This is a genomic window from Pseudoalteromonas sp. SR44-8 (assembly GCF_014163635.1).
GTDB classification, from domain to species: Bacteria; Pseudomonadota; Gammaproteobacteria; order Enterobacterales; family Alteromonadaceae; genus Pseudoalteromonas; species Pseudoalteromonas rhizosphaerae.
In genome coordinates this window covers 17,528-43,602 of sequence record NZ_JACJDS010000043.1, presented here as the reverse complement: position 1 = coordinate 43,602, position 26,075 = coordinate 17,528, and the positions used below count along the sequence as shown (strand labels likewise).

Here is a 26,075-nt window from a genome sequence, read left to right as displayed (position 1 = left end):
CCGCTTACCGCTTACCGCTTACCGCTTCAATCCCTATTAAACTGCAGCTCACATAATTTTTGATAAAGTGGATTACTCGCTAGCAATTGTTGATGAGTACCTGTTGCGATTATCTCTCCGTGCTCCATTACCACTATCATATCAGCATGTTTTACTGTGGCGAGGCGGTGGGCAATGATAAGCGTAGTACGGTTTTGCATTAAATGTTCAAGCGCAGCTTGTACATGATGCTCACTTTGCGCATCTAAAGCGCTGGTTGCTTCATCGAGTAACAGTATTTCTGGGTCTTTTAATATTGCTCTTGCTAATACAATTCGTTGTTTTTGGCCGCCTGATAAGCGCACCCCTTGCTCGCCTAAAAAGCTCTCGTAGCCGTTAGGTAATTGTGCAATAAATTCATCCGCGTGAGCATGCTTAGCGGCAGCATATACTTGTTCGTCGCTTGCATCTGGGTTGCCATAACGAATGTTATGCATCACATCAGAGCTAAATAAAATCGGGTTTTGTGCCACCATGCCCATGCTGTTTCTGAGCGTATTAAGGGATAGATCTTTGATATTAATATTATGAAACTTAATGTCGCCACCTGCAGGGTCATAAAAGCGTTGTAGTAATTCAAATAACGTGGTTTTACCAGCACCTGACGGACCAACGATTGCTACTGTTTGGCCTTGTTCAATCGTTAATGAAATAGTTTTTAAGGCGCTCACATCAGGACGCGATGGATAATTAAAAGTTACTTTATCAAGACTAATGGCTGGAGCGTTAGAGTTGTTATGTAATAACTGATCTTGTGGTGCTGCAGGGTTTGTGATCTCACTTTTAACCGCGAGCAGTTCAAGTAACCGCGCGGCAGCGCCCGCTGCACGTTGTAGCTCGCCATATACCTCAGCAACGGTTGCTACCGACATCGCTACCATAATGGCGTAAAACACAAATGCACCTAACTCACCGCCAGTCATTGTGCCTGCCAGTACATCACTACCACCTATCCACAGCATCACGCTAATTGCGCTAAAGGTCAAAAATATTACTGCAGCAATTAAAAATGAGCGCTGTTTAATGCGGCTTTTCGCAACGTTAAAGGCTTTTTCGGTCTCTAGTGCAAAAGCGTGTTGTTCGCGTTGTTCGTGGCTATAGCTTTGCACTACTTTAATATTTTGAATTATTTCTCCCGCATAAGTGCTGATATCGGCAATCGCATCTTGGCTGGAGCTGGCAAGTTTGCGTACTTTTTTACCAAAAATCATCATGGGTACTAACACCAGCGGCACACAGGCAACTACAACTAAAGTGAGTTTTAAGTTAGTAAATAACAACATGGCTAAACCACCGACTAGCATCAGAGCGCTGCGCAGTGCCATTGAAAATGACGAGCCAATGATTGATTGCAACAAAGTGGTGTCGGTTGTTAAGCGCGACATTAATTCGCCACTGCGGTTTTCTTCAAAGTAACTCGGGTGCAGGGTGACTATGCGATCAAATACCGCTTTACGAATATCATTACTGACGCGCTCACCAATCCATGACATTAAATAAAAACGGCTGAATGTTCCTATGGCTAATAAGCTGATCAAGCCAATTAGCACGATTATGGCTTGTTTTAATTGTTCTTGAGAGCCCGCAATAAAGCCGTGATCAATAACAAATTTAACTCCTTGGCCCAATGATAAATTAACCCCGGCAGTAACAAGTAATGCTGCAAGAGCTGCAAAAACCACCCATTTATACGGCTTAATAAACTGAAAAATAGGAATTAAACTACTAAAAGCAGCTTTGTCTTTTTGCTCGGTTTTACTATTGCTCATAGTGGATTCTTTTAGATGAATAGGGTATAGATATGGTTACTTAAATCATAATTTCAATAACTAACTAAGGGACTAACCATGACAACTGAAAAAGTAACGGGCGAATTTAACGTTAAACTCAATCCTATTGAAGGTTATGCAAAGGGCATTGATGGCGTAAACCTGGGTCGTATGTCGATTGATAAAACGTTTACAGGTGAGCTTGATGCAACCAGCACTGGCGAAATGCTCAGTGCCATGACCGCAACTCAAGGCAGTGCCGGTTATGTGGCAATTGAACAAGTAGTTGGCACACTTGCAGGTCTTCAAGGCAGCTTTGTGCTGCAACATTTTGGCACTATGGATAAAGGCCAAGATTCATTAATTTTAAACGTGGTGCCAGATTCTGGCAGTAATGAACTTGCAGGCCTTAGCGGAAAAATGGCAATTCGCATCGAAGCAGGTATACACATTTATGATTTTGAGTATCAATTATAAGCGATACAGCCATGCAGAAAATAATTGAGTTTAAAAAGCAGCGTGGCTTTTTTAGAGGCGGTATTGATATTGACGCACTTAATGAGCGAATTTATCAATTAAACCAAGATGGCTGGAAAGTAATAAATGTTAGCGCCTCTACAGGATTATACGGCCAAGTTTATGCATACATCTTACTTATTGAAAATGAAGAACTATAAGGAATATAAATGACGTTATCACTGTGGCTAAGCTTAGTCGCCATTTGTATGATGGGTGCAATGTCTCCTGGGCCAAGTTTGGCTGTGGTGTTAAAACACAGCATTCATGGCAGTATGAAGAACGGCATGTTGGCAGCGCTGAGTCATGGTGTTGGCGTCGGTTTTTATGCTGCAGCATCGTTACTTGGCCTCGGCGCACTAATGTTGCAATTTCCTACTGTGTATCAAGTGTTAGTTTACTTAGGTGCAGCGTACTTGGCATATTTAGGGGTTAAAATCTTATTAGCTAAACCAAGTAATAGTGAGTTAAAAGTGGCTCAGCAAAGTGGCAGTGCAAAACAAGCTTTGCAAGACGGCTTTGCTATTGCGTTTCTAAATCCTAAATTAGCGGTATTCTTTTTAGCCCTGTTTTCACAGTTTATAGATCCTGCCAATCTCAGTTTTAAGGTCGGTTTGATTATGTGCTTAACGGTTTTTACTATTGATACTGGCTGGTATCTGATTGTTGCAGCATTGACAGAGCTTTCAAAGAAGCGCTTTGCTTTTACTAAATCATCCCCATGGTTTGATAAAATATTAGCGGTGATTTTTATTGGTCTAGCAATAAGGGTGGTGCTAATGGTGTAGTTTATTAAACTTAACTAATCCTTACTACTTCCCTTTAAAGCTGTTTTTAGCAATTTCTAATTCACCTGTGTAATAGTGGCTTATGACTGAGTTATTCCGTTAGTCAGTCGATTTATTTTACGTTATCTACATGATCGCAGCACTTCTAAACTAAGTTCCTCACCTTGCTAGCTATTGCCCTTACTGCTGCATACGTATTCATCACACTTATTTTACTTTTTAGTTACACTTTATTGGTTTTATTTTATCCATAATTTCAAAACAAACAGCACACAATTATAAAATCAATAGGGTAGAAAGCTCATGGGGAAATTCAAACTAAGTGCGTTAATGCTCGCAATGTTTGCAGCCAGCAGTGTATTAGCTGCGGTTGAAAGTGACGCGCAAAGTACCGTAAAAAAACCACAACTAGAAGAAGATCTTGAAGTCATTGAAGTGCGTGGCTTTAGTCGTAGTTTAATCCAATCACTTAATCAAAAACGCTTTACTGATACGGTATCTGAGCAGTTATCGGCGGATGACTTAGGTGCTTTGCCTGATGTATCTATGGCTGATGCGCTCACTCGGTTACCGGGGATCTCAGCGGTACGAACCGGCGGGCAGGCGGCAGAAATCAACATTCGCGGTATGTCCGGTGGATTTGTATTTTCAACTTTAAATGGCCGTGAACAGGTATCAACTAGTGGCAGCCGTAGTATTGAGTTTGACCAATATCCGTCTGAATTGATCAGCTCAGCAGCCGTGTATAAATCACCAAAAGCATCGCTTATCGAAGGTGGTGTTGCAGGTACGGTAGAACTGCAAACAGCTAGCCCGCTTGATAATGATCAGCAACATAAGTTTGTGGTTAACGCCAGAGGTATGTACAACGACCGAGCGTCAGAGGTGAACGATGCCACTGAGTTTGGCGACCGCATTAGTTTTTCCTATCAAGGTAAATATCTTGACGATACTTTAGGTGTAGCACTTGGTTATGCACGGTTATTTCAACCCAGCGTAGCAACACAGTTTATTGGCCTTGCCTATAACGATAATAAAGACGTTGATGGTGTTGCAAATGATACTAATGGCCCCGAACTTAAACCTGAAAATGAGTATATCAGCGAAGGTTTTGAGCTTCAGCATTTAGGTGGAGAAGAAACCCGTAACGGTTATATGGCGGCGATTGAATGGGCACCGGTGGATAATTTTAAATTAAAAGGGGACGTGTTTTTATCACGCTTTGATACTGAGTCATTTGCCCGTGGGTTACGAGTGAAATTAGGTGGCCCAACGGCCACTTATACAAACGCTCAGCTAGAGGGAAATTCAGTAGTTGGTGCCTCTGTTAATCGTACTTCAAAAGGCTACACTCGCGTTGAAATTGTGAATGATGATAACCAAGACTTTGATGAAGTAGATAGCTACGGTGTTAACGCCGATTGGCAAGTGACAGAACGTTTAAACGTTAATGTTGATGTGTCGCTGTCACGGGCTAAAAGTAACTTTCGCAATGGCTTATTGTGGGCGTTGGTTGCCGAAGACGCCTCAGCCGAAGAACCTGTGTTAGATAAAAACGTATCAATAAACTACCAACTTAATGGTTTAAATTTACCTGATGTAGGCTTTAATCAAGCGGCTGCATTTAGCGATATCGACCGAGTAATGGTTAGTAAATACGGTATTTACCCTTATCAAAATGAAGATGAAGTAAGCGCTTATCGCCTTGATTTTAAATACGAGCTGAATAACAGCTGGTTTAGCTCTGTTGAATTTGGCGCGCGTTATTCAGATCGCGAATACAGCAATAACCGCTCAGTGTTTGAATACGGTAATGATGGTGATTTTTCAGTGAGTGAGCCGCCACTGCGTTTAACCAATGACATGGTAAATGTTGTTGACTGGGAAGGTGACTTTAGTTATTTCCCGTCATATTTGGCGATTGATTTAGACAAAGCGCTTAATGCTTGGTTTCCTGAAGGCGCACCAGAGCCAGTTAAAACTTGGGGTAATGCAGATGGGGTAGTTGACTCGCAAGGTTACACCACTAACTATTCGTGGACCATGCTACAAAGTGGCTCAGTGTATGAAGAAGTGCTTTCAGCCTACGCCATGCTTAATATTAATACTGAAATTGGTACTATGCCGGTACTGGGTAATATTGGTATTCGCCGTGTTGATACCGACCAATCGGCCACTATTTTAGAAAATGTTAATGGTGATTTATCACTCGGTGCACAAAACATTACCGACAGTATCGGCATCATAAATAAAAATTATTTACCTAATGTACTTGGCACAACTTATACCGATTATCTGCCATCCCTTAATTTAAACTTTCAGCTAACGGATAACACGCAATTACGCTTTGCGGCGGCTAAAGTAATGTCGCGCCCACCGATTAATCGCCTAGCGGGGGACGCCAGTGCGCAAGCTGATAAAACCAGTGGCAAAATTAACGGCTCAAGTACCAATAATCCATTCTTAAAACCATTTTATGCCGACCAATACGATATCTCTTACGAGCATTATTTTGATGAGTCAGATGGTGCGCTAGTGATCGCAGGTTTCTATAAAAACATCGATTCGTTTATCGATACCATCGCCATTGAAGGGTTTGACTTTAAAGGTAATGGCTTTAACGTCCCTGACTATATAGAAAATCCAGTCAGTGGTGAGCAAGTTGCCACAACTAACGGCACTTACACAACGGCGGTAAATAACGCCAATGGCGGTTATATTCGCGGTATTGAACTTGCCTACACGCAAGTATTTTCGTTTTTACCCGCGCCGTTTGATGGCCTTGGGTTTAACGGTAGCTATTCATACACCGAGAGCGAAGTTGAATCTATCACCAGCTTAGGTGGTGAAACGGTTACACAAGGTTTACCTGGTTTGTCTAAAAACGTGTTAAACGGCACTTTATTTTACAGCTTAGATAATTTTGAAACCCGCCTTAATGTGCGTTACCGCTCAGACTTTGTTTCAGAGCAAGTGGCGATCAATGAGCAAGTGGTTAATTTTGATGCCGAGACCGTGGTCGATTTTCAAACCTCTTATCAATTTACAGACTCATTTGGCATGTTGCTACAGGTTAATAATCTTACTGATGAACCAACCCAAAGTTACTTTGGCAATGAAAACATCACCGGTACTACCCAGTACTTTGGTCGTCAGGTTTATTTAGGTTTTACCTATAGCCACTAATAGCAAATTGGAGCATAAATAATGAATAAAATAACTAAATTGACTCATTTGCTATTAGCAGTGAGCTTAACACTACTGTTTGGCTGTGGAGGCTCAGGTAGTAGCGATGTAAAAGCAGGCCAAGCCTTATTGACTTGTGATGTACCGCAAGTCCCTAGTGCAGCAGGCACTCAATGTGTTGATCCTGAGCCTATCTCTTGTGACGCACCGCTGTTTCCAGATGCAAATAATGAAAGCTGTACCAGTGGCTATAACCCCGACTTACCAGACCCTGTGGTATTTGCAGGCGAAGGTGAGGCTATTTTATTTTATAAACGTGATAAGAATGAAGGGTACGAAGGCTATCGTTTACACTCTTGGAATACCGACGGCTGTGATGCTTACGCGCCGCCGTTTGATGCCACCGATTGGGCTAATGGCCATGAATATAATGGTGTCGATCCAAACTATGGAGCTTATTGGATTGTCGCGCTAAAAGACGGTTATACCGAGTGCGCTAATTTTATTATTCATATTGGCACAGAAGGTTCAGGTAAAGCCCATGGTGATGTGGATTTAACCATGCCACTGATGCAGGACGACGAGCGTTTTGTACGTATGAACTTTACCTTTGACGGTGAGCCAACAGTATTTGAATACCCAGTAGAAGCGCTTGGCGAACGCCCCGTTGCAATTGACGGTGCATCAGCACACTGGATTGATTTAAATACTGTGCTGTATAAGCCAAGTAATGAGCTTACGCAGATTATTAAGCTGCATTCATCAGCTGCTGCCGATTTGGTTGTTGATGTTGATACTGGCTTAAATGGTGAAACCGTTGAATTAATGGCAACGAGTTTAACCGATGCACAAGCAGCGAAAGTACCGCACTTAACAGATTGGACTGCCTATCAAGGTAATTGGGATGCCGCTACTGCAAAACAACTTATAAAACAACAGCTCGTTGTAGCGGGCTACGATGCAGAAGGCAAGCTACTTGAAGCAAGTTTTGTGCAAACCGCCAAAGCCCTTGATGCACTTTACACCCAAGGTGAAAACGACGCAAATGAAGCCATGCTAGGCGTGCATTATAATAACAATGCAATTGATGTTTCAGTATGGGCACCAACCGCTAGCAATATGATGCTTAATGTATTTGACGCCGATAAAGCACAAGTACATAGCACTGCCATGACGTTAGACAGCAATACAGGTATTTGGTCAGTGAGTTTAGACAGCAAATACGACCGTCATTATTACCGCTATGCGTTTGATGTTTACCACCCTACTACTCAAGCGATTGAAAGTTTATGGAGTACCGATCCTTACTCACTGAATGTATCAAGCAATGGCCTGTATTCGCAGTTGATCAACTTAAATGATGACGATACCAAACCACAAGGCTGGGATGAGCGCAGTGTACCAACAATTACCAACCCGGAAGATGCCATTATCTATGAAGGTCATGTACGTGATTTTAGTATTCGCGATACGTCAGTAAGCGCAGCAAACCAAGGTAAATATTTAGCATTTACTGAGCTTGAAAGCATCCCTATGCAGCACCTTAAGCAACTAGCTGACAAAGGTTTAACGCATTTTCACTTACTCCCTGTAACAGACATTGGCACCATTGAAGAAGATGCGGATAAGCGCGTTGAAATCACTGACACCCTAGGTAAGTTATGTGAGCGAATAGACGATGCCGCCGATGCTTGTAAAATCGAAAATAAAAACAGCATCATTGCTGATTTAATGCAAAGCTACTTTCCGGGTTCTGATGATGCTCAAGCACTTGCCAGCGCGATGCGTGATTTAGACGGTTTTAACTGGGGTTACGACCCGCATCACTTTATTGCCCCAGAAGGTTCGTATGCATCAAGCAGTGAAGGGGTTGCCCGGGTTAAAGAGACGCGCGCCATGGTACAGTCACTTCAAGAGATTGGCCTTCGCGTGGTTCTTGATGTGGTATACAACCATACAACGTCATCAGGCATTTGGGAAAAATCAGTGTTTGATAAACTCGTGCCGGGTTATTACCACAGATACAGTGAAATAACGGGGGATATCGAGCGTTCAACCTGTTGTGAAAACACCGCGACTGAACATGTGATGATGGACAAGTTTGTTAGCGATTCACTGGTCATTCTTGCCCGTGATTTTGGTTACGACAGCTTTCGCTTTGATGTTATGGGGCACATGCCTAAATCATCAATTTTAGCAGCGCGTGAAGCGGTGCAAGCTGTTGACCCTGACAACTACTTTTATGGCGAAGGCTGGGATTTTGGTGAAGTCGCTAATAACCGATTGTTCACTCAAGCTAAGCAAGCTGATATGGCAGGCTCTGAAGTTGGCACATTCAATGACCGCATCCGTGAGGCTGTGCGCGGTGGGGCTATGTTTAGCAATAACCCGACCGATGGTAATTTAGCAGACCAAGATACTCTGCGTTTATCACTGGCGGGTAATTTACAAAACTATATCCTGAAAGACTTTAAAGGTAATTCGGCAAAAGGTAATAGCTTTAGCTGGAATACTCAGCCGACGGCTTATGCTTTAGACCCTGCTGACAGCATTAACTACGTATCAAAGCACGATAACGAAACCTTATGGGATCAACTGCAATATAAACATGCAACAAGTATGAGTATTGAGCAACGAGTGCGTGCGCATAATATGGCATTAGCAATTCCATTAGTAAGCCAAGGTATCCCGTTTATGCAACTTGGGGCTGATTTACTACGCTCAAAATCAATGGATCGTGACAGCTACAATGCAGGGGATTGGTTTAATGCGGTAGATTTAACGAAAGAAAATAATAATTGGAATATTGGTTTACCTAATGCTGAGAAGAACCAACAGAAATGGCCTGAAATCATTAAGGTCTCAGGTAATCCACAAGCTGCTGCACAGCCGCAAGATATAGCTTACGCAGGGGATGTGTTCCAAGAGTTTTTAGCTATTCGTAGTAGCAGCCCATTATTTAGATTAACCACAGAGCAAGATGTTATTGACCGTGTAGGTTTTCACAATGTTGGTAAAAACCAGCAACATGGTTTGATTGTAATGAGCATTGATGACGGTCAAGGTTTTGCAGATTTAGATAACCAAGTTGACGCGCTCGTAGTAGTAATTAATGCAACTGAGCAAGCGCTTTCACATACAGTACCAACCGCTGCTGGGTTTGAATTACATCCAATACTTAAAAACAGCACCGATAGCAGTATGTCTGGAGTGAGTTTTACTGCCAGTGAAACCGACGGTACATTTACAGTCCCAGCTTATACAATCGCGGTATTTGTAAAACCACAAGGCGAGAACCAAGGTGTAGGCTTAAGTGCGAATGCAACAGTGGGCGCGCCAGACGTAGTGCCTTTTGGCAGCACCACAGTATATGTGCGAGGTAGTTTAAATGATTGGGGCACAGCTGACAGCTTTGAGTATATGGGCAATGGTGAATACCGTATCGCTATTACTTTAACAGCGGGAGATTATGAATTTAAAATTGCCTCTGAAGATTGGTCGAGTGTGGATTTTGGCGCGCTGTCTGATGCTGATAAAGCAGTGTTGGAAAATCAAACCGAGCCTTTAATGCGCAGTGGCGCGAATATGACCTTTAATGCCGCAATTGATGCAACTTATGTATTCTCGTTTGATGCCAGCGATAAAGACAATCCAACGCTGAGAATTTATAACGAAGAACGATTCGTTGGCACGCCTGTATTTGTTCGTGGCAGCTTAAATGAATGGGGCACCAGTGATGAGTTAATCTATCAAGGTAAAGGCGTTTATACCTTTACTAAAATTCTCAGTGTAGGTAGTTATGAATTTAAAATTGCTTCTGAAGATTGGGATACCGTTGATTATGGTTCCGGTGAAGCGGATGCAATCGTAACCGTTGCCGAAGATAAGTTATTAGCTGTTAAAGGCGCTAATATGACGATGGATGTTGCAACCGAGGGTGAATATCAGTTCATTTTTGATGCCAGTGATTTGAATGCACCCACGCTGAGTGTATTTAATGCGCAAATGTTTGCAGACACTCAAGTTTACTTACGTGGCAGCTTAAATGGCTGGGGTACCGACAACCCCCTAATCTATCAAGGGAATGCTATTTATAGTACATCACTTGATTTAGATGCCGGTGATTATGAGTTCAAAATAGCCTCTGAAGATTGGAACACTGTGGACTACGGCGGGGTAGGTGAATCTCCACAGGTTATAGTTGGCGAGCAAAGTTTGCTTGAAGCTGTAGGGGCAAATATTAATGTAGCCATTGCTGACGCAGGCAACTATACCTTTACGGTTATTGGCCCTAATCGTAATAATGTGCAGGTACTGATCAATAAGAACTAAGCATTAATACACTTTATAAACAATCAGAACCGAGTATCCTAGATGCTCGGTTTTTTTATGATCAAATTGCAGCCTAGGCAAAGTTAGCGTAATTTATAATCATAATACGATTATGGGTAACTACGATGTCAGAAGCTATGTTAAAAAGTGCTACGTTTGATCCTAAAATAAAGCCTTATTGGTTAATTTTTGCAGTATGTGCAAGCACCTTAGGAGTTGTGACTATTCCGCTTATCCCGGTAATAGTACTGATTGTTTGGATTGTAAGTGGCAGTATATTAGCCGCTATGTCGGCTCAATTACTTGAGCGTAAACTGGTAGTAAAGCGCGGTGTATTTTTCAAAGAAGAAAAGTCCATCCCACTTGAAAAAATAACTGACGTCGGGTTAAGCCAAGGCCCGTTGATGCGTTTATTTGGTTTATATCGACTAAGCTTTGAAACCGCAGGTCAGTCTGGTCATGGCGCATTAGTATCGTTACTTGGGGTAGTTGATGCCAGTGAGTTTCGCGAGGCAATCTTAACTCAAAAAGATAATCTAACCGCACAGCAACCAACAAAAGCGAACAGTGATGAGCCACAAAGCCAAGTTGAGCTAATACGCGCACTTACTTACAGTGTGAAAAATATTGAACAAATGTTAGTGACGTTATTGGATGAGCGGAAATAGTTAGATATGAGTAATCCTATTTTGCTTTAAGGAAAATATGGAAAATACACCTTATATTAAGCTGTTTCGTAGGAAGACTCTGATACCAAGATTCATTGTTTTATTCTCGGTGCTTGTAGTTATTTTTCTAGCAAGCTTTTTATTTTTTACGGTTAATAGCCCTGAATCAAAAGCTAAAAACTTTCTCAAAAAACACGAGAATGATTTGGAGCACGCCATTTTACTTGCAGAGCAAAGGGATCTTCAGGCTGTACAATGGGTTGATGATAAAAGTGGTGAGCGTTTCGCGCATAAGTTAATAAGAAAAAAAGGCAGTAAAGAATTCGTGAAGGTGACCGATCCAAGTTTGGATGAGCTCACTGAGTTTTTACTGAATAAAAATATAGATGTTCTTTGGATTCAATATTTTCAGGGTGTTTGGTTGATTAGAAAAGCATTTACCTTTTCATACCAGGATAGGCAACAAGAAGGTTATTTTGTTTTTGGTAACCCTGAGAAAATAGGTTTATGTGTGCTCGGTTACGGCGCTAAAGATTATGGTAAGTACGAACATGTAACTGGCAATTGGTATATGGCAATGTGCGAGTATCCGCGAAATTAATACAGTGCTATGCCAATGTATTCACTAAACAGGGAGCTTAAGTTTACATTCGATAACCCAAGACTATTACATTAACTATCATTGGTTCCAGTTGTTTTAACCCTCCCAAAGTGTCTTATGCTATTAGCTCAAATTATCTCTAAACCCCTTGTTTTGTACCTTTTATGGGTGTAATTTAAAGCGATTTTATCTGAAAAGGATGCAGTTTTATTAGGGTTCAAAGTAGTTGATTTCTAATAGGGCTCTAATTTCGTAGCATATATTTGTGCTACACAAACACATGGAGAGAAGTTAAATGGCTAGTAAAGAGTCAACCGCAGTGATTTGGATGTTGTCAGATTCATTTATCTTAAGTGTGATGTTACTAATCGGTGGTTTTTTAGGTAAAGCTATCAGCCCATTCCAAGTTGTCTTTTTGGTTAATGTAATTGCAGCTTTTGCGGCCATTATATTATTCTCGAAAGGCAAATGGGAAAATATCAAACCCCAAAAAATGAAGCTACATATTTTCAGAGGACTGCTTGGTGTTAGTTCAACAATATGTTTGTTTTATGCTCTGCAATATTTAAGTTTAGCGGAAGTAACCGCGATTAACTTTTTTGTGCCACTTATAACGTCCATTTTGTCGGTGTTTATCTTTAGAGAAAAACCAAAAGCCTATGTCTATATGGCTATTATTTTGAATTTAGCTGGAGTGATGATGCTGCTTTCTCCAAAACTAATGGCGAGCCAAGTAACGCAGCAAAACCTCTATCTAGGATTGATCTTTGCACTGTCAGCGGTAGCTATTTTAGTCATTTATAATATTAATTTAAAGAAAATAGGCAATGCAGAGAAAGTTGTGCCTCAAATGGTTTTTGCTCCCCTCTATTCGGCGATTATCTTATTACCCGTCGCTATTTTTGTGTGGAAACCTTTAGGTACAAATAGTGCTCTACTAATTATGCTATATGGTGGGCTCCTTATTACTAAACTTGCAGCACGTTTTTTCGCTTTTAATAAAAGTGACTTATCTAAGCTAATGCCGCTTGAATATGCGCAAATTCTATTTTCTAGTATTTTGGGCTACATTTTTCTTCAACAAACTCAAACTTTATTGGGTATCGCAGGCATTGTATTGATCGTGCTATCAAGTATCGCTCATGTTTTATTCATGCACTTTGAGAGGAATAGCGACACTAAGAATATGAAAGGAATTACCAATGATTAAAGTCTTAACGCAAAAATTCCGGCGATCAAGTGATCGCCGGGCTGTTTTAATCTTTCATCTAAAGCTTTTTCCTAGCACCTAGAATCTTTACCCTTGTATTACTGGCTGACCTGCTAGCATACGTAGTTCTTTACTGCGCTCGGTTTGCATTTCGTATGAAGCGGTTTTAATGCTGCTCACGTAATTCCACTTAGCGGTGGCTTGCTCTGGGGTAAAGGTCACGGTTAAGTAACCTCTATCGACTAAGTTGTTATAGATAAGATCATTGACTAATAGTGCAATAACTTGCTCCATTTGTGCCGTAACTTCAGGTCCTTGTGTATTCAGCGCTAGGTATTCTTCAAGACCAGGCGAAGACACCGAAGAGGTAGCAAATTCTACACCGGCATTTTGTGACGCTGCAATTGGGTTTGCAGCATCAGTAACTAATTGCCCAGCCCAACCGTTATGAGTATCACCCGCTAAAACCACTAAGTTCTTTTGTGCGGCAATGGCAGTACCAAGCAGCACTTCACGTTCGTAGGCGTAACCATCCCATGCATCTAAATTGTATGGTGCAGTAGTATCAACTCGAGCGCGTTCCGCATCAGTAACACTTGGATCGCCTGCAAGCACGCGGCCTTTGATTTGTGCAAGTTCAGCAAATAATGCCGATGCTTGTGCTAATAATGCATTAGTGTCGCCGCCATTTGCTTGACTTATTTGTAAGCTCACTAGTAGTTGCAGTACTTCAAACGGCAAATGCATTTTGGTCATCAGTACTTGTTGGCCAAGTACCTGCCATTTTGAGTTTGATGTTGTCATGCCATCAGTGAGCCATGTTAGCTGCTCATTGCCAAGTAATGCGCGCGATGGTGAGCTTAGTGCATTTGCAAAATCACTTTGTCCTTGTGCACTGGTTAGGTCAAAATCAGCATAGCTTAGCTGTTCATCACGGGCGAGTACACGCGTGTCTAGCATGTATAAAGAGACTAAATTACCAAACTCAAAGCGACGGTAAATTCGTTCTTTATCAGCTACATTACGAATTGGCATCCATTCAAAATAGGCCTGTAGGGCATGTAGCTTACGTTCGCTAAATTCACCTTCGCCTTCATTATGGTTTTCTGCGCCATTTCGCCATGTGTCATTGGTAATTTCGTGGTCATCCCACACAGTAATAAATGCACAGTTACTATGCGCAGCTTGTAAGTTTGAATCAGTACGATAGTGGGCATAGCGGTTACGGTAATCAGCTAAGCTAATTATTTCGTCACTGTTATCTTCTGGCAGTAAACGGCCTAAAATACCAGCATCTTCAGTAGCGTAGCCATCATTGCCGTATTCATAGATGTAATCACCTAAATGCAATACAGCGTCTATGTCTGTTTGCTTGGCTATTTCACCATACACATGGAAAAAGCCTGCGGGGTAGTTGGCACACGATATAACAGCAAATTTCACTTTATCAATACTGCCTGTTGGTAGTGTTTTACCTGCACCAATAGGTGAGGTTTTGCCATTCGATTTAAAGCGATAATAGTAAGTGGTGTTGGCGTTTAAGCCTTGTAAGTCGACTTTTAAGGTGAAGTCTGTAGCTGCACTTATATGTGTTTCACCATTGTGGCTGATATTAGCAAAGTTAGGGTCGGTTGCTGCTTGCCATTGTACTTTAATGCTGGTGGTTGTTGGATCTAGAGGGGTTACACGAGTCCACAGAATTAGGCTGTCAGCTAATGGATCACCACTGGCAACACCATGAGCAAAGCTTACGTCAAGAATGTCGTCATCTTCATCATCAAACCGACAAGCTGTTAATCCTAATGATAAAACGGCGACACCAAATCCTGCCGCCGAGGCTTTTAAAAAATTTCTTCGTGTAAACGTCATTGCTCTGTACCGCTAAATTTAAAAGTAAGAGCTTATCCGACCAGTATGACTTTTATGTGAAGCTGTTATGCCAATTGCATTAAAATACTTGGCAAACCTGTTCTGCATTACAGGTAATAACGGTGACGTTTTCATAACCAACGCGGGTAAGTGCTTCAGCGCTTAATGTTGCGCGTGCGCCACTGGCGCAGTGTAAGTAAATTGGCCGAGCTGGGTCTTTTTCGATTTCCATTAACTTCATTTCTAGTAAACCACGGGGAATATTAATTGCGCCGATAGCTGCTTTTGCCGCATGTTCGGCGGGTTCACGTACGTCAATTAATAGCCCTTTGTTGTCAGCAATTTCTTGCTTGGCCTGTGTAGCCTCAATGCGGCGTTGATTTGGCGTAATTATTTTCATTAGATCTGGGATTGAAGTAAGCATGTTATTCCTCGAAACCTAGTTTTTTTAAAAGAGTGATCATCGGGCACCATTTACTAAATGCTGATTGAATTAAGTTTAGAGCAATAAACACTGTAAACCAAATCCACAATGGATCATGAAATTGCTGTAGTAACAATGATATGCAAATCATTACACCTGCTATCAAGCGAAGAGCATCGTTTAGTTTCACGGTTAACCTTAGTAATAGTGACTGTTACTATTTAATATATTAGATAAAGCTACATTAGTAAATTATAATATTAGACTTTTCTAATATAGCTAACTATAATCTGCTGTACTTTGAATATAAGAGTGGAACTATGACTATCGACTTTGCAGCTATGGCTAATAACGTAGAGCATGCTGAGCAGCTATTAAAAATTTTAGCAAATAAAAACCGTTTAATGATTTTGTGCTCTTTGCAGGGGCGTGAAATGAGTGTTTCTGAATTAAATGCGGCTGTACCATTGGCACAGTCTGCTTTATCGCAGCATTTGGCTACACTACGAAAAGCAAATATTGTTAGTACTCGTCGCGAAAGCCAGACCATCTATTATCGGGTGATTAACGACAACGCACAGGCTATGTTAGCCACGCTCTATGGTTTATTTTGTAAGGAATAACCTAATGGATAAGCTCGACAGTGCAGTAAAAAATAGTCTTAACGGGCGTATTCCTATCATTATTTTTGTAATGGCTGTGTTGCTTGGCATTATGGCTTTACAGCAAACTCCCCGTGAAGAAGAACCGCAAATAGTGGTGCCGATGCTGGATATTTATGTCTCAGCTCCTAACATTGAAGCTCCCGAAGTGGCAAGGCTGGTCACGCAACCACTCGAGAAGTTATTGGCGCAATTACGCGGTGTTGAGCATATTTATTCAACCACACAAAGTAATGGCACTGTGGTGACATTGCGCTTTACTGTGGGTCATGATCGTGAACAAGCAATCCTCGATACTTACGCCAAACTATATAGTTATCAACATACCATGGCGTCAGTTATTAGCTCATGGCAGGTGCGCCCGGTCGAAGTAAATGACGTGCCGATTGTGATGCTAGGCTTATTTAGTAAAGATCCTAAATTATATAACGACTATGAGTTAACCCGTTTTGCTAACGAAATTGCGAATAGTTTACAGCGCATAGAAAACACCAGTGAAGTTAAAGTGATTGCTGGGCGCAAACGCACTTTAACGGTCAATTTAGATGCGACGGCCCTAGCAGCTCATCAAACTACGCTCAGCGATGTTTATTATGCACTGAGTGTATCTAATCAATTATCTCAGGTTGGCAGTGTTGTTAATGCAGAGCAACAAATAATGCTACAAGCTGGTGATGTGTTACGAACAAAAGCCGCGATTGAGCAGCTTGTTGTAAATGTTATCAACGGCAAAAGTGTTTATTTAAAAGATATTGCAAAAGTACTCGATGGACCAAGTGAGCCTGAAAATTATCAGTGGCTAGCGCAATCTGATACCACACAAGAGCATCCTTTAGTCACCTTAAGTGTTGCTAAAAAAGCGGGCACAAATGCAGTCGCGGTCGCAAATGATGTACACGCAATGATGGCTGATTTAAAAACTAATTTTTTACCTTCGCAAATAGATTACACAATACTTAGAGATTACGGGCAAACCGCTAACGAAAAAGTGAATAACTTAACCTCAAGCTTAGTGTTTGCGGTATTTACCGTAGTGATTTTTGTTGGCGTGTTCTTAGGCTGGCGACCCGCTATCGTTGTTGGTTTAGCTGTGCCAATTTGTTATGGCATAACCTTAAGCCTCGATTTTGCGTTTGGTTACACCATCAACCGAGTAACGTTATTTGCATTGATATTATCACTGGGCTTGCTGGTGGATGATCCGATAACGGGCATTGATAATATTAGCCGTTTTTTACAAAACAAAGGCAATAAAAAACAACAGATTGTCGCTGCAATGAGCGAAATACGTGGTGCATTATTAATGTCGACACTGACCATCATGGTGGCTTTTATTCCTTTGGCTTATATCACTGGCATGATGGGCCCATATATGGCACCAATGGCATTTAATGTGCCTGTAAGCGTGATGGTCTCAACCATTGTGGCATTCTTTGTAACTCCTTGGCTTGCCATGAAGTTATTAAAAGAACCGGTTGTTGAGCACAATGATTTAACTTCCCCTAAAGTAGCTATTTATGAACGCTTATTAACGCCTTTACTGGCCAGTAAAGGGCGCGCAAAACTGATTTTATGGGCAACCTTAGGATTATTTATTATCAGTGCATTGCTGCCCGTGATGCGAATGGTGCCGCTGAAGTTATTGCCGTTTGATAATAAAAATGAACTACAAGTACTGATAGATATGCCCGAGGGGACGAATCTGGAGCAAACAACACTGACCGCTCGTAAAGTACAAGCTATAACATGGCAGCTTAGTGAAGTAAGTGAAATAGCTGCGTATGTTGGGCAACCATCAAGCATGGATTTTAATGGTATGGTGCGCGGTTATTATCGCCGTGAGGCCGCTAATTTAGCTGAGCTTAGAGTATTACTATTAGACAAAGCGCAGCGCGAGCAACAGTCTCATGGTGTCGTGATGCGTTTACGTAAACAGCTTGAGCCATTGGCCGTTAACGGCATTGTGATAAAAGTGGTTGAAGTTCCACCCGGGCCGCCAGTATTTAGCACCTTAGTGGCTGAAGTGTATCGTGATCCGTTTGTTGATACGCAAACCCACCATCAAGCGGCTCAACAAGTTGCACAACGACTGAAGCAAGAGCCCCATGTGGTTGAAGTTGATACAAGTATTGCAGCCACGGCACCGATGCAGCGCTTTATTACCGATAAAGCCAAGGCGGCTTTGTCGGCGGTATCAACACAAGATATTGCCAATACATTAACGATTGCATCTGCGGGTAAAAATGTGGGCGTAATGTATGTCAGTGGTGAAACGCAGCCCGTTGAGATCAAAATGCAATTACCATATCAGCAGCGAAACCAATTAGCGCAACTGCTTGCTATACAAATCAGAGGTGATAGAGAGCTGGCAAAATCAACTAATGAGTTTGGTTTAACTAGTGCGCCACGACCGTTGGTGGCTTTATCTGAGCTGGGTGAATTTTATAACCTAAATGTCGCAAAACCGATTATGCGTAAAGACCAACGCGAGGTTGTATACGTGATGGCAGAGCTTAATGGCCGTACTCCTGCAGAAATCATTGCGGACGTAAACGCTGATTTAAATGTAAGTAGCGATGATTTTGAGCAAACAAATTGGTTAGCCCGCAGCTTTTTTAATAACGGTGGAACCAAGGCTTGGCAATTACCACAAGGCACGCATGTAACGTTTAGTGGTGAAGGTGAATGGCGGATCACAATTGATGTGTTTAGAGATATGGGAATTGCGTTTGCTTTTGCGTTAACCGCCATTTTTATTATTTTACGAATACAAACGCAATCTGCCAGTTTATCGCTGATTATTATGTCGGCTATTCCACTTACTGTGATTGGTATTATGCCGGGTTTTTGGTTATTAAATCAGTTTGGTGAGCGCTCCATAGCCGGTGCTCCAGAGCCTGTGCTATTCACCGCAACAGCGATGATCGGCATGATAGCACTTGCTGGTATTGTGGTGCGTAACTCGCTTATTTTAGTTGAGTTTATTAATCAAGCTCGCGGGCAAGGGATGGCAATAAAAGCGGCATTGATTGCCGCAGGCACAACGCGGATGCGGCCAGTATTACTGACTGCTGGCACAACTTTATTAGGCAACTTAGTGATTACGTTAGACCCCGTATTTAGTGGTCTTGCTATCGCTATTATTTTTGGCATTGTGGCATCAACATTGTTTTCGTTGTTTGTGGTGCCGCTAGTTTATTATTTAGTGTTTGCGAACACACAAACAACCGAGGATGAAGCTCATGCAAGGTAAATCAAAACTGTTCGGCTCAATCATTGCGTTGTTAGTGATTATTGTTGCTGTGCTTTATATGGCAGGCAGCTTTTCAAATAAACAAGCCGCAGGAAATAAACCCGTATTAGCAACGACATATGAGGGAAAAGTCGCTACCGTTGAGCTGACGGCGATCAAGCGCAGTGAAGATGTTCCCGGTACTGTGATTGCAAAACAAAACACGCAAATTTCGTCACGAGTGATGGCACAAGTGGAACGTTTAAATGTACGTGCTGGTGATAGTGTTGTGCAAGGCGATGTTCTCATTACTTTGCAGCAAGACGATTTTAAAGCGCAATTGGCACAAAGTGATGCGCAAATAAAAGCCATTCAAGCGTCACTTACACAAGCTGATAAACAGCTTAAGCGCGTAACTGACTTATATTCACAAGGGTTGGTATCGGTTAGTGATAATGATGAGGCAAAAGCGAAATTTGATAACTTAACCGCAAGCTTAGCTGTTGCCAAGCAACAGCAAACCCAAGCACAAGTCGCACTTGAATTTACCCGTATAAAAGCGCCCATTTCTGGAGTTGTTGTAGAGCGGTTAGTTGAACCAGGTGATACCGCAGTGCCTGGTTCACCTTTATTGGCACTTTATAATCCACAACAATTACAGCTTGAATTTAATGTGCGAGAACGTCAGGCAATTAGCCTCACACTGGGTCAAAGCTTAACGGTCAGTTTGCCTTCACTTAATATAACCGCTGTTGCGGTGGTGAGTGAAATTGTTCCGATTGCCGATAGTGCTGCACGTAGTATGTTAATTCGTTTAGAGTTGCCAACACAATCAAACTTGATGCCTGGTTTATATGCACAGCTTCACTTGCCACTGGATACCGAGCAAGGAATTTTAATTGAGCCAAGTTGGGTGCATGAGTACGGTCAATTAGCCATGGTATATGTTATTAACGAGCAAAAGATTGAGCGCCGCTTTGTTCGTTTAGGGGAGGTGATTAATGCTAAACAGCATATTATCGCCGGGCTTAACGCCGGCGACACATTAGCGGTGGATTTTAAACCTAAATGAAGGTCGCAACTTCATCGAGTGATTTTTTCACCAAGGCATGATTAGGCACAGTAGCATCATCACTTGGGTAACCGGCAATGAGCAGCATATAGGGGCGTTCGTTGTCTTTGTCGCGGCCACAAATGTCGGTTAAAAAGCTCATTGGTTTAGGTGTGTGAGTTAGTGTTGCAAGCCCTGCGCGATGTAATGCTTGAATTAAAAAGCCGGTGGCAATACCGACTGACTCATGCACATAGTAGTTGGTGTTTTTATCATCAGTATTTAAGCCGCCTTTCTTTTGGCTGAATACGGCAATTAGCCAAGGTGCATGCTCTAAATAAGGTTTGCTGGCATCAGTGCCTAATGGCTTTAGAGCATCTAACCACTCTTCACCAGCGCGGCCTTCATAAAATGAGCGTTCTAATTTCTCGGCTGCTTCACGAATTTGCTTTTTCACATCACTACTATTAATTGCTACAAAATGCCACGGTTGGTGGTTTGCACCACTTGGTGCTGTAGCTGCGGCTTTAATGCAGGTTTGAATAATATCTTTTGGCACCGGTCGGTCGCTAAAACTACGAATTGTATGACGACGCTGGCTTGTCTTTAAAAACTCATTAGCGCGTTCAAGCATCTGTTCATGTGGATATTCAATAAAGTCTGTAAGTGGTTGGTGGTCATGTTGCTGCATGGCTTTTCGCTTCTTATTAAATGTTGATAACTATTTTTATACCCAGTAGCGAGATTAGGTGCAAGTAATATCTACTTTACAGTTATGTTATTTCCTAAAATAATGATTGTTAATTGCACATTGTGTTCACAGATTGTTCAGCTATATTTTCATACAGTATAGTTCGAAATTAAGAATGCATGGGTAGCTAAAAACAAAGCAACATTATTACAAGCACATGCTTTGAATACTCAGCCGAGCATACCGGCAGTCATTATTTAGACATTCAAAAATCATTAGTGCAGGCAGATTTTGTCGATAACTTAGTTATATAAAGTTATCGCTAGTGCAAACTGATGATGAAAATAACTACTGCAGTATTAAATACAGCTTTGAGTTAGTGTTACTTCAGAATTTAAGTTCACCTCTCCTAAGAGTGAAACCAAGCCGCACTTATTGCGGCTTTTCTGTTTTCATTCTGTTACAAAATTACAACCTCCTGCTATTGTTACTAACTTACTGGTAATGTAACTTACTTCGTATAAATAATTATTATAATCAAATACTAGGAAGTAAAAATGCTATCAATAACTGGGTTATCAAAAACTTACGATAACGGGGTGCACGCACTACAAGGGGTTGATTTATCAATAGGAAAAGGTCTGTTTGGATTACTTGGACCAAATGGCGCCGGTAAATCATCGTTAATGCGTACTGTTGCCACTTTGCAGTCAGCCGATGCAGGTTCTGTGATCTTTGACGGTATTGATGCATTTAAAGACCCACAAGCGCTTCGTCAGCGTTTAGGCTACCTACCACAAGATTTTGGTGTTTATCCGCGAGTTTCAGCTTATGACTTACTTGATCATATGGCTGTTTTAAAAGGGCTCGATAATAAAGCACTGCGTAAAGAGTCGGTTGAAGGCTTGTTGGCACATACAAATTTGTATCAGCATCGTAATAAAGCCGTGAGTGGTTTTTCTGGTGGTATGCGCCAGCGTTTTGGTATCGCACAAGCATTACTTGGTGACCCTGATTTACTGATTGTTGATGAGCCAACAGCAGGTCTTGATCCTGAAGAGCGTAATCGTTTTCATAATTTATTAGTAAGCCTTGGCGAGAAAAAAGTGGTCATTTTATCAACTCACATTGTTGAAGATGTCGCGGAGCTTTGCCCTAATATGGCGGTATTAGCCAGTGGCAAAATTTTACTTGAAGGTAACCCAATAGCACTTACTGATAAACTCCAAGGTAAAATTTGGCAAAAAACAACCAACCAAACTGAAGCGCAAGAGCTTGAACAGCATCTACCAGTGATTTCAAAGCGTTTATTCGCTGGGCAGACAATTTTAAATGTGTATGGTGAGCAAGCTCCTGAAGGGTTTACTGCTAGTCATGCTAACTTAGAAGATGTGTATTTTTCTACTTTGCATCAGCATCGTAATATCAGTGCAGCGTAGGGGAGGATATCATGTTTTTAAATATGCTTACCTTTGAGCTGCGTTATTTTATACGTCAGCCTTCATTTTATGTAACCGCTTTAATCTTTTTTTTAGTGGCTTTTTTTGCAAGTAGCAGTGACAACGTCTTACTTGGTGGCAGCAACGTTAATGTGAATTCACCATTTAGTATCTTGATGCTAGTTAGTATTTTGCTTCAGTTTGCTATTTTTTTAGTGGTAAATTTTGTTGCTGGTTCTGCGATTCGTAATGATGAAACGAATATGTCAGAGCTAGTTTTTAGCAAGCCATTCAAGCCATTAATGTATCAATTAGGGCGCTTTTTAGGTTCGTACTGTGTTGTTGCGCTTATTTTTGCGTTTGTACCGCTGGGAATATATTTAGGATCTGGTTTTGGTTTGCTAGTTGGTTGGCTTGATCCTGAGTTGGTAGGAGATAACAAGTTAGGCTATTACTTAACGGCCTATTTTTATATGGCAGTGCCTAGCTTGTTTGTTTTAGCGGCTATATTTAATGGTGTGGCAACGTATTTTCGCTCAATGATGGCAGTATATCTTACCGCGGTTGCATTTTTAATCGCCTACTCTACCGTATCTGTTTACTTTGATGATTTAGCGTTTCGATGGATAGTGGGTTATGCCGATCCTTTTGCAAGTGGCTCATTACTTGATATTACTCGTTATTGGACTGCGAGTGATAAAAATACTCAAACGTTAGAGCTAACAGGGGTTTTACTATTTAATCGTATATTATGGGTTATATTGGCAGCTGTTATATTTTTTGCCTCAGGCAAGCTGTCATCTCGCATTGTTATCAAGCGCGAAAAGAAGAAACTCGCTGCCTCTAATTTAACTAAACAAAAAGAGGCGGCTCTCATTGCTTCTTCGGTAAATCACAAAGCGAGCGCAAGTTCTTTCAAACAACAGCTATTATTGCGCTGTGCTTTTGAGTTTAAACAAGTTGTTATCAGTGCGCCATTTTTGATTTTAGGTATTATTACTTTAGCTGTACTTATGGTGCCATTACTAGCTCCAGTTGGTTGGTATGGCACAGTTAATTGGCCTGTTACTCAAAACATGGTTGGTATCATTCAAAATGCAATAGGACTATTAATTACTATTGTTATTGTGTACTACAGCGCTGAGCTAGTATGGCGTGAACGTAATAGCGGCATGGGTGATATTGTCGATAGCTTTCCGGTGCATAATAGTGTGTTTTGGGTGTCTAAGCTATTGGCTTTAGTGAGTGTTATTGGTCTGCTTTATATTTTTAGTATGGTACTGACAATTACTGTACAGCTAATTAAAGGACAGTTTAATTTAGAGCTTGGACAATACCTATTTAGGTTAGGTTATTTTGCTTTTTTACCTTTTGTAATGCTCGCTATTCTGGCCTTTTTTCTGCAGATAATCAGTGCTAATAAATACATCGGCATGGGATTATTTGGACTGTATTATTTAGTGTCAATAGTGCTAAGTAATTATGGGTTTAGTCATAATATGTTTCATTTTGCCCAATCAAGTCCTGCTGCTTATTCAGATATTAACGGTTATGGTCATTACTTAACTGGAGTGGCATGGTACACACTTTATTGGGGAGGGTTAAGTGTGGTGCTAGCCGTTATTGGGCTTGCATTGTGGCACCGTGGCCCGTCACAAAGCTTACGCAATCGTTTTGCGCAGTTAAAATATAACTTAGGTCGAAAAGGGCAAGCGGCGGCAGTACTTGGGTTAGTGGTATTTATCGCTGCGGGCGCACAAATTTATTATAATACAAGAGTGCTGAATGATTTTTATACTAAAGATCAACTTGAAAACTTGCAAGTTGAATACGAGCAACAGTTTGTGCAGTATAAAGATGACCCACTGCCGATAATCACTGACGTTGATCTTAATGTTGCGATATATCCACAGCAGCGCAAAATACTCGCCACTGCCAATGTGCTTATTACCAATACTAGTGAGCAAGCAATTAAGCGATTTTTGGTGAGTAAACCGGATAACAGCCCTCAGTGGAGTGTTAAAATTGCCGGAGGGGACATCACTGAACAATTGCCTGACTATAACTCAGCGTGGTTTGAATTTACTCAGCCATTAATGCCTGGTGAAGTGCGCAAAGGTGAGATTTCAGTCGAGCGCAGCCACCAAGGTTTTGCCGATAGCAACACCGATACTAAGCTTGTTGCTAATGGCACCTTTATTGATAATTGGCGCTTATTCCCGCGCTTTGGTTATAACGACAGTTATCAATTAACGGATAAACATGAGCGTCGTAAACGTGGCTTACCTGAGCTACAGCGTGCTAATAAACTTGAAGACACTCAGTATTACAAACAAAGCATGTTTGGCGCGAATGGTGGTTTTATCAACTTTGCTGCAACCATTACTACTGATGAGTCGCAATTTGCAATTGCACCAGGTTATTTAAAAAGTGAAACAGTGACTGACGGACGACGCACGTTCCGTTATGAAATGGATTCACCAATAATAAACTTTTATGCCATTTTATCCGCTCGTTTAGAGTCTAAAAAAATAACGCATAATGGAGTAAATGTTGAAGTCTATTACCATCAAGACCATACGTGGAACGTGGATCGTATGATTGAGTCGGTTACTGATTCAATTGATTATTTTTCTGCGGAGTTTGGTCCTTATCAACATAAGCAAATGCGTATTATTGAGTTCCCTGGTTATGAGTCATTTGCACAAAGCTTTGCTAATACTGTACCTTATTCAGAGCAAATAGGCTTTATTACAGATAACCGAGACAGTACTAAGATTGATGTGCCTTACTATGTTACTGCTCATGAGGTGGCTCACCAGTGGTGGGGGCATCAGGTTACCGGAGCTAATGTGCAAGGTGCTGCAGTATTGTCAGAAAGTTTATCGCAATACAGCGCAATTATGGTACTTAAGAAAAAATACGGTGAGCAAAAGCTACGTAAATTCTTAAAGTATGAACTTGATAAGTATTTGCAAGGTCGCTCAGTTGAAGCGTATCAAGAAATGCCGCTGTATAAAGTAGAAAGCCAAGCGCATATTTATTACCAAAAAGGTTCAGTGGTGATGATGGCCATGCATGATTTGTTTGGTGAGGAGCGTTTAAACAGCATTTTAAAAGAGTTTGTTAGTGACTTTAAATATCAAAGTAATCCTTACCCGACCACGTTAGATTTACTTAGTTATTTGAAACGTGACGCGACTCCCGCAGAGCAAGCGTTCATTGATGATCAGTTTATGTATATCACTTTATATGAGCTGACAATGAAAGAAGCGAAAGTATCTGATGAGGCTGATAGTGATGGCTTGTACACGGTCACTCTAACTGTCGAGGCCGCTAAAAAGCGTGCCGATGGTCAAGGTGAAGAAGCAGAGCAACCACTTGATGAAATGATTGATATTGCATTATTTAACGATGATCCTGAAAACCTACTAGCTGAAGATTTTGTGATTTATTCACAAAAGCATCGGTTAGTAACCGGCACTAACACCATTGAACTAAAAGTGAAAGAAAAGCCGCTTTTCGCAGGGGTTGATCCTTTTGTTAAGTTAATTGATAAAGATAGTGTTGATAACTTGGCTAAGTTTTAGAGTTCGTT

The 26,075-nt window shown here is 41.3% G+C and carries 18 protein-coding genes; 13 read left to right on the top strand and 5 right to left on the bottom strand.

All coding sequences use genetic code 11. From position 1 onward, the window contains the following. Positions 1-26 precede the first annotated feature (26 nt). The gene (locus H5183_RS18255) at positions 27-1,808 is read right to left on the bottom strand and encodes an ABC transporter transmembrane domain-containing protein (protein ID WP_182732375.1); all 1,782 of its coding nucleotides are present in this window, start codon (positions 1,806-1,808) and stop codon (positions 27-29) included. A 78-nt stretch (positions 1,809-1,886) separates the two neighbouring features. Here H5183_RS18255 and H5183_RS18250 point away from each other — a divergent pair, with 78 nt between their 5' ends. From H5183_RS18250 to H5183_RS18215, 8 genes are all read left to right on the top strand, one after another. Then, entirely contained in the window at positions 1,887-2,285 is a 399-nt protein-coding gene (locus H5183_RS18250) for a DUF3224 domain-containing protein (RefSeq protein ID WP_145241975.1), read from the top strand. A gap of 11 nt (positions 2,286-2,296) precedes the next feature. Further along, positions 2,297-2,485: a hypothetical protein gene (locus H5183_RS18245; RefSeq protein WP_145241973.1), complete on the top strand. Its 189-nt coding sequence runs from the start codon at positions 2,297-2,299 to the stop codon at positions 2,483-2,485. Positions 2,486-2,494: 9 nt separating this feature from the next. Beyond that, positions 2,495-3,112, top strand: a complete 618-nt coding sequence (locus H5183_RS18240) for a LysE family translocator (protein ID WP_145241971.1) — start codon at positions 2,495-2,497, stop codon at positions 3,110-3,112. Positions 3,113-3,415: 303 nt separating this feature from the next. Next, positions 3,416-6,298, top strand: coding sequence for a TonB-dependent receptor (locus H5183_RS18235; protein WP_182732374.1), 2,883 nt, complete (start codon positions 3,416-3,418; stop codon positions 6,296-6,298). A 21-nt stretch (positions 6,299-6,319) separates the two neighbouring features. Further along, positions 6,320-10,630, top strand: coding sequence for an alpha-1,6-glucosidase domain-containing protein (locus H5183_RS18230; protein WP_182732373.1), 4,311 nt, complete (start codon positions 6,320-6,322; stop codon positions 10,628-10,630). A gap of 125 nt (positions 10,631-10,755) precedes the next feature. Further along, positions 10,756-11,298, top strand: a complete 543-nt coding sequence (locus H5183_RS18225; RefSeq protein ID WP_064668490.1) for a PH domain-containing protein — start codon at positions 10,756-10,758, stop codon at positions 11,296-11,298. A gap of 37 nt (positions 11,299-11,335) precedes the next feature. Further along, the gene (locus H5183_RS18220; protein ID WP_182732372.1) at positions 11,336-11,899 is read left to right on the top strand and encodes a hypothetical protein; all 564 of its coding nucleotides are present in this window, start codon (positions 11,336-11,338) and stop codon (positions 11,897-11,899) included. A gap of 295 nt (positions 11,900-12,194) precedes the next feature. Further along, the gene (locus tag H5183_RS18215) at positions 12,195-13,109 is read left to right on the top strand and encodes a DMT family transporter (RefSeq protein ID WP_182732371.1); all 915 of its coding nucleotides are present in this window, start codon (positions 12,195-12,197) and stop codon (positions 13,107-13,109) included. Positions 13,110-13,196: 87 nt separating this feature from the next. On the opposite strand, the gene H5183_RS18210 is transcribed toward H5183_RS18215, so the two are convergent. The 3 genes from H5183_RS18210 to H5183_RS18200 form a co-directional block, all read right to left on the bottom strand. Next, positions 13,197-14,978 (bottom strand): alkaline phosphatase, encoded by a 1,782-nt coding sequence (locus tag H5183_RS18210; protein ID WP_182732370.1) that lies wholly within the window; start codon positions 14,976-14,978, stop codon positions 13,197-13,199. Between the two features lie 79 nt (positions 14,979-15,057). After that, a complete protein-coding gene (locus H5183_RS18205; RefSeq protein WP_182732369.1) occupies positions 15,058-15,402 on the bottom strand; it encodes a rhodanese-like domain-containing protein in 345 nt (114 codons plus the stop codon). Position 15,403: 1 nt separating this feature from the next. Beyond that, positions 15,404-15,592: a DUF2892 domain-containing protein gene (locus tag H5183_RS18200; RefSeq protein ID WP_149983085.1), complete on the bottom strand. Its 189-nt coding sequence runs from the start codon at positions 15,590-15,592 to the stop codon at positions 15,404-15,406. Positions 15,593-15,722: 130 nt separating this feature from the next. On the opposite strand from H5183_RS18200, the gene H5183_RS18195 reads away from it, so the two are divergent. The 3 genes from H5183_RS18195 to H5183_RS18185 are packed head-to-tail and all read left to right on the top strand — an operon-like array spanning position 15,723 to position 20,368. Further along, positions 15,723-16,025 (top strand): metalloregulator ArsR/SmtB family transcription factor, encoded by a 303-nt coding sequence (locus H5183_RS18195; RefSeq protein WP_182732368.1) that lies wholly within the window; start codon positions 15,723-15,725, stop codon positions 16,023-16,025. Positions 16,026-16,029: 4 nt separating this feature from the next. Further along, complete coding sequence (locus H5183_RS18190; RefSeq protein ID WP_182732367.1) at positions 16,030-19,317, top strand: efflux RND transporter permease subunit; 3,288 nt, start codon at positions 16,030-16,032, stop codon at positions 19,315-19,317. Next, the gene (locus H5183_RS18185; protein WP_145241951.1) at positions 19,307-20,368 is read left to right on the top strand and encodes an efflux RND transporter periplasmic adaptor subunit; all 1,062 of its coding nucleotides are present in this window, start codon (positions 19,307-19,309) and stop codon (positions 20,366-20,368) included. Before H5183_RS18190 ends, H5183_RS18185 begins: the two co-directional genes overlap by 11 nt. Here the strand turns inward: H5183_RS18185 and H5183_RS18180 are convergent. After that, the gene (locus H5183_RS18180) at positions 20,361-21,038 is read right to left on the bottom strand and encodes a nitroreductase family protein (protein WP_182732366.1); all 678 of its coding nucleotides are present in this window, start codon (positions 21,036-21,038) and stop codon (positions 20,361-20,363) included. The two genes, H5183_RS18185 and H5183_RS18180, sit on opposite strands and share 8 nt — an antisense overlap. A 557-nt stretch (positions 21,039-21,595) precedes the next feature. On the opposite strand from H5183_RS18180, the gene H5183_RS18175 reads away from it, so the two are divergent. Together H5183_RS18175 and H5183_RS18170 are read left to right on the top strand one after the other, a co-directional pair. Next, positions 21,596-22,477: an ABC transporter ATP-binding protein gene (locus H5183_RS18175; RefSeq protein WP_182732365.1), complete on the top strand. Its 882-nt coding sequence runs from the start codon at positions 21,596-21,598 to the stop codon at positions 22,475-22,477. Positions 22,478-22,488: 11 nt separating this feature from the next. Further along, on the top strand, positions 22,489-26,067 hold the full coding sequence (locus H5183_RS18170) for a M1 family aminopeptidase (protein WP_182732364.1): 3,579 nt from the start codon (positions 22,489-22,491) through the stop codon (positions 26,065-26,067). Positions 26,068-26,075: the final 8 nt, after the last annotated feature.